Annotated in this window: 7 protein-coding genes; all 7 read right to left on the bottom strand. The window is 72.8% G+C overall.

The genetic code is table 11. The features are described from left to right. Positions 1–413, bottom strand: a 413-nt coding sequence (locus AB0G13_RS33890; RefSeq protein WP_357883537.1) for a hypothetical protein, incomplete at its 3' end; no start/stop codon positions are given. 76 nt (positions 414–489) lie between these two features. Next, complete coding sequence (locus tag AB0G13_RS33885; RefSeq protein WP_357883534.1) at positions 490–1,302, bottom strand: DivIVA domain-containing protein; 813 nt, start codon at positions 1,300–1,302, stop codon at positions 490–492. A gap of 44 nt (positions 1,303–1,346) precedes the next feature. Beyond that, entirely contained in the window at positions 1,347–1,652 is a 306-nt protein-coding gene (locus AB0G13_RS33880; protein ID WP_088999245.1) for a YggT family protein, read from the bottom strand. Between the two features lie 30 nt (positions 1,653–1,682). Next, positions 1,683–2,378, bottom strand: coding sequence for a cell division protein SepF (sepF, locus tag AB0G13_RS33875; RefSeq protein ID WP_357883531.1), 696 nt, complete (start codon positions 2,376–2,378; stop codon positions 1,683–1,685). A gap of 191 nt (positions 2,379–2,569) precedes the next feature. Beyond that, the gene (locus AB0G13_RS33870; protein WP_357883528.1) at positions 2,570–3,316 is read right to left on the bottom strand and encodes a YggS family pyridoxal phosphate-dependent enzyme; all 747 of its coding nucleotides are present in this window, start codon (positions 3,314–3,316) and stop codon (positions 2,570–2,572) included. Between the two features lie 8 nt (positions 3,317–3,324). Continuing rightward, on the bottom strand, positions 3,325–4,440 hold the full coding sequence (gene ftsZ, locus AB0G13_RS33865; RefSeq protein WP_357883525.1) for a cell division protein FtsZ: 1,116 nt from the start codon (positions 4,438–4,440) through the stop codon (positions 3,325–3,327). A gap of 246 nt (positions 4,441–4,686) precedes the next feature. Beyond that, positions 4,687–5,340 carry an FtsQ-type POTRA domain-containing protein gene (locus tag AB0G13_RS33860; protein ID WP_357883540.1) on the bottom strand — a complete coding sequence of 218 codons (654 nt, stop codon included), beginning with the start codon at positions 5,338–5,340 and terminating at the stop codon, positions 4,687–4,689. Positions 5,341–5,427 lie beyond the last annotated feature (87 nt).

Here is a 5,427-nt window from a genome sequence, read left to right as displayed (position 1 = left end):
CCGGCCTGGCGGGACGCGCTGCGCGACCTCGTGGTGCTCGGGGACGACCCGGCCGAGTCGGGCTTCCTGCGGGAGGTCACCGACACCGGCGGCTCGGGTGGTTGCCGCCACCCGGTGCCGTCGACGTCGACCGTGGGAGGAACATGCTGGACGGGGATCTCCGGCTCCACCAGCGGCCCGCCGGCGAACGCCGGCCCGGCCGGGCGGGTCGCCCGACGGGGCCGCCACCCCGGCCGGCCCGGATCCGCCGTCGCCCGGTCCGCAGCCGCCTGGCGGGCGCCCGCGACCAGCGCGACGGCGGCCAGCAGGCTGGCCGCGATGGAGATGGTCAGGAGAACGCTGGAGCCACCGGCCAGGCCGAGCACCAGCAGCACCACCGCGACGAGGATGAGCAGGAGACTGGCGACTATCACGGCTCACCCCCGCCGCGTCGTGCTGATGAGGCGAGGTCGGCGACCGTCATGGTGGCGACGGTCGCCGACCTTTGGTTCAGCGACCGGCTTCGAGAGCGCCGGAACGACCGCCGCCGCCGCCGTAGGAGCCGGCGAGACCGGCCGTGGCCAGCCCGTTGCCGCCGCCGGCGGCCCGGGTGCCCTCGACACCCCGGGTCATCTCGGCCTCCAGGCCCTGGCCGCGGCCGTCGAGGTCACGCAGCTGGCTCTCCAGGTAGGCCTTGAGCCGGGTGCGGTACTCGCGCTCGAACTGCTTGAGCTCCTCGATGTGCTTCTGCAGGGCGGTGCGCTTGGCGTCCAGGCCGCCCATGGCCTCCTGGTGCCGCTGGCGGGCGTCGCGCTCCAGGGCGTCTGCCTTGGAGCGGGCCTCACGGGTGACCTCCTCGGCCTTGGAACGGGCCTCGGAGAGCAGCTGGTCGGCCTCGCGACGGGCGTCGGAGACGTGGTCGTCGGCCGTCCGCTGGGCCATCATCAGCACCCGCAGCGCCTGCTGCTCGCCGTCACCGCCGACCGCCGGGCCACCGGCGGTACGGACCTGCTCCAGCTCGGCCTGCATCGCGCGGGCGGCCTGCTCGGCCGCCGCCTTGTCGCGCTGCACCCGGTCGAGCTGGGCCTTGACGTCGTTGAGCTCCGCCGCGAGACGGGCGTCGCCGCCGGGGCCGGCGGGGGCGCCACCACGGCCGCCGCGCTCCACCTGGGCGCGCAGCTCGTTGTTCTCCTCGATGAGACGGGCAAGCTCGCGCTCGACCTCGTCCAGGAAAGCGTCGACCTCCTCCTCGTCGTAGCCCCGCTTGCCGATCGGCGGCTTTTTGAAGGCGACGTTGTGGACGTCGGCCGGGGTCAGCGGCATCGAAACTCCTCGGGTCAGTTGCGGCCGCGAAAGCGCGTCGGTCATCAGACGGTGCCGATGATCGACCGCCTCAACACGAACTCCATCAGCACGAACAGGATAACCAGGAGCACAAGTGAGGCCAGGTCGATGCTCACGGTACCAATTCGCAACGGAGGGATCACACGCCTCAACGCGTTGAGAGGGGGATCAGTGACGCTCCACACGATTTCCAGCCCCACCGATGCCCCGCGCCCCGGCTGCCAGCGGCGGCCGTACTGCAGGACGGCGCTCAGGACGAACCGGGCCAGCAGGACGAGCAGGAAGAAGTACAGCACCAGATACAGCACTTGCAGCACGATCGACAACACGGCAGGCGACGTCCCTCGGGTCGGGCGGGGCTAGCTCAGGCTGAAGAAGCCGCCCTCGGCGATCTTGGCCTTGTCCTCCGCGGTGACCTGGACATTGGCCGGTGAGAGCAGGAACACCCGATTGGTCACGCGCTCGATCGTACCCCGCAGCCCGAACGCGAGGCCGGCGGCGAAGTCGACAAGTCGACGCGCGTCCGCCTCGTCCATCTCGGTGAGGTTGATGATCACCGGAACGCCGTCCCGGAAGTGCTCACCGATGGTGCGCGCCTCGCGGTACGTGGTGGGGTGCAGCGTGGTGATCTGGTAACGCTGCTCCTCCTCGGCCATCACCGCACGCTCCCGGGGTTGTGCCTGCGGCGCCAGGGCCAGGTTGTCGCGGGTGTGGTAGGTCAACGCGCCCGAGGTGTCCCCGGCCGACGGCCGGGTGATCGAGCGGACGCTGGACCGCTCGGCCCGCTCCGGCCGGTCGGTGTCGCCCCGTTCGGCGTCGGCCGCCCGGGCGGCGGCGCGCTCGGAGAGCCGGCCACGGTCACCGAGCCGGGACCGGGGCGCCGGCGGCTCCTCGGAGTCGTCCTCGTCCTCGTCGGCGAACTCCTCCGAGTACCGGCTCTGCCGGTAGCGCGAATCGCGGTAGCCACCCTTGTCGTAGCCGCCGTCGTCGTAGGCCCGCTCGTCGTCCTCTTCGACCAGACCGAGCCAGACCCCCGCCTTGCGCAGTGCACCCATCCCGCGCCCTTCCCGTCCGCCGTGCGGCACGCGCCCCCGTACCGTGTCGCTTGTCGCGAGTGGACCACTTCTGCCCACCGGAGCGGATCGGCAATCCCCTGGCACGAAATTCGCGTCGCGTGCCACGACCCCCGACAACGGGACGCCGCTCCCTCAAACAACACAGCTGTAATTTGCTTCCCGCGGTCAGGCTACCGCAGCGTGGGACGCATTCCGAGCAACGCGCTGCCGACGCGGACATGTGTCGCGCCGTACCGGATCGCGATCTCCAGGTCGCCGCTCATCCCGGCGGAGAGCGCGGCGGCTCCCGGATGGACCGTCCGGAACGCGGCCGCCACCTCGGCCAGCCGGGCGAACGCCCGCTCCGGCTCCCAGCCCAGCGGCGCCACCGCCATCAGGCCGGTCAGCCGCAGCGCCTCCGCGCCGGCCACCGCCTCGGCGACCGCGTCGAGCCCGGCGCCCGGGTCGGCCGAGTCCGGCAGCGCCCCGCCCCGGGCCGCGTCGCCGTCGATGCTGACCTGGACCAGCACCTCCAGCGGCCGGTCCCGCGCCGCCGACGACGCCGCGTCCAGCGCCCGCGCCAGCCGGACACTGTCGACCGAGTGCACGACGTCGGCGTAGCGGACCACCGAGCGGGCCTTGTTGCGCTGCAACTGCCCGATGAAGTGCCACCGGGCAGTCACCCCGGCCGCGGCCACCTCGGCGGCCTTGGCGGCCGCCTCCTGGTCGCGGTTCTCCCCCACGTCGACGACGCCGAGCCCGGACAGGGCCACCACGTCCCCGGCCGGGTAGGTCTTGGTCACCGCGATCATGGTGACCTCGGATTCGTCCCGCCCCGCGGCGGCACAGGCGTCCGCGATCCGGGACCGTACGCGGCCCAGGCCGGCCGCGATCTCGGCGCGCCGGTCCGGGCGCACCGTGGCTGGGCTGTCGGTCATCGCGGTGCTCAGGAACCGTTCTTGAGGAAGTCGGGCACGTCGACGTCGTCGAAGAGGACCCGGCGGGGCGACTGCTGCGGGGCCGGCATGGTGGCCGGCGGGGCGACCGGGGCGCTCGGCTGCGCCGGCTGGTTCTGGTTGCTCTTGCGGGGCGGCTCGGCCGCCTTGTACGCCGGCGCGCCCCCGTCGAAGCCCGCCGCGATGACGGTGACCCGCACCTCGTCGCCGAGGGCGTCGTCGATGACCGCGCCGAAGATGATGTTCGCGTCCGGGTGGGCCGCGTCGGTGACGAGCTGGGCCGCGTCGTTGATCTCGAACAGGCCGAGGTCCGACCCGCCGGCGATGGAGAGCAGCACGCCGCGCGCGCCGTCCATGCTCTGCTCCAGCAGCGGGCTGGAGATGGCCGCCTCGGCCGCCTCGACGGCGCGGTTCTCGCCGCGCGCGCTGCCGATGCCCATGAGCGCGCTGCCCGCGCCGCTCATCACGCTCTTGACGTCGGCGAAGTCCAGGTTGATCAGACCCGGCGTGGTGATCAGGTCGGTGATGCCCTGGACACCGGAGAGCAGCACCTGGTCGGCGGTGCGGAACGCGTCCATCATGCTGATGTTGCGGTCGCCGAGCGCCAACAGCCGGTCGTTCGGGATGACGATCAGCGTGTCGCACTGGTTGCGCAGCTCGTCTATTCCGGACTCCGCCTGCACCTGGCGGCGCTTGCCCTCGAACGAGAACGGCCGGGTGACCACGCCGATGGTCAGCGCGCCGAGCTTGCGGGCGATGTTCGCCACCACGGGCGCCCCGCCGGTGCCGGTGCCGCCGCCCTCGCCGCAGGTCACGAAGACCATGTCGGCGCCCTTGAGCACCTCCTCGATCTCGTCGCGGTGGTCCTCGGCGGCGTTCTTCCCGACGTCGGGGTTGGCGCCGGCGCCGAGCCCACGGGTCAGCTCGCGGCCGACGTCGAGCTTCACGTCGGCGTCGCTCATGAGCAGCGCCTGCGCGTCGGTGTTGATCGCGATGAACTCGACGCCCTTGAGCCCAACCTCGATCATCCGGTTGACGGCGTTGACGCCGCCGCCACCGATGCCGACGACCTTGATGACCGCCAGGTAGTTGTGCGGAGGTGTCATCTCCGGTCCTTTCCCTTCGAGATTGGCATGGGCCGACCGGGTAAGGCCTGGCCAAACCAGCGGTCGACGACAGCTGTCACCAGTGAGCGTGAGGATCAAACCCTCACCCTCTACTAGAGGCTTACACTTATGTCAACCACTGATCCCCTTCGGGGCAACGTAAGCGCCCTCACGCGATGAGCCAAGGACCCGCTCGGCGTGTCGCCGCCGGAGCGGGACGGGTCACGTCGCGGGCTGAGCCACCGGTCACCGCAGGGTCACCACGTCCGGCGCGCTGACGTCGATGGTGTCGGCCTTGCGGTCGAGCAGGGCGCTGGCCACCCGGGCCTTGTCCGCGCCCCGGGTCGCGTCCCCCCAGACCACCACCCGGTCGCCGCGCAGCCGCAGCGTGATCCGGGCCAGCCCCTCGACGGTCACGTCCACCAGCTCGGCGCGCAGCTGCGGGGTGAGCGCGCCGAGTACCTCCAGCGCCGCCCGGGTCGGCCCGTCGCCCGGGCCCGGTTCGGCGAGCCGGACCAACGGCAGGCCGTCCGGCTGCCGTGGCACGGTGCGGAAGACCACGCCCGCGCGGTCGATCACCACGAACTGCTCCCCGCGCGGCACCGCCGCCACGCCGGTGCGCTCGGTCACCCGTACCACCAGCGTGTCCGGCCAGTCCCGGGTCACCACCGCCCGTTCCACCGCCGGCAGCCCGCCGACCCGCCGCGCGGTGGCGGCCAGGTCCACCCGGGCCAGCGGGGCGTCGTCGGGCACCGCGGCCGCGTCGCGGACCTGCACCGGGGTCACCAGCTCGGCGCCCTCGACGCGGACCTCGCGCACCCCGAACAGCCCGGTGCCGAGCAGGGTCCAGGCGACCAGCCCGGCCACCCCGAGCACGCCTGCGGCGACCGCCCACGGCAGCGCCGGATGCGCGCGGCGCTGTACGACGAGTTCGTCGCGCGGGTCGAGGAGTTCGCCGGCTACACGCACCCGGCGCTGGCCGACCCC

The sequence above is a fragment of the Micromonospora sp. NPDC023633 genome (assembly GCF_040640035.1).
Taxonomy (GTDB): domain Bacteria; phylum Actinomycetota; class Actinomycetes; order Mycobacteriales; family Micromonosporaceae; genus Micromonospora.
The sequence above is the reverse complement of the archived record's forward strand: the minus strand, read 5'-3'. Positions and strand labels throughout refer to the sequence as shown.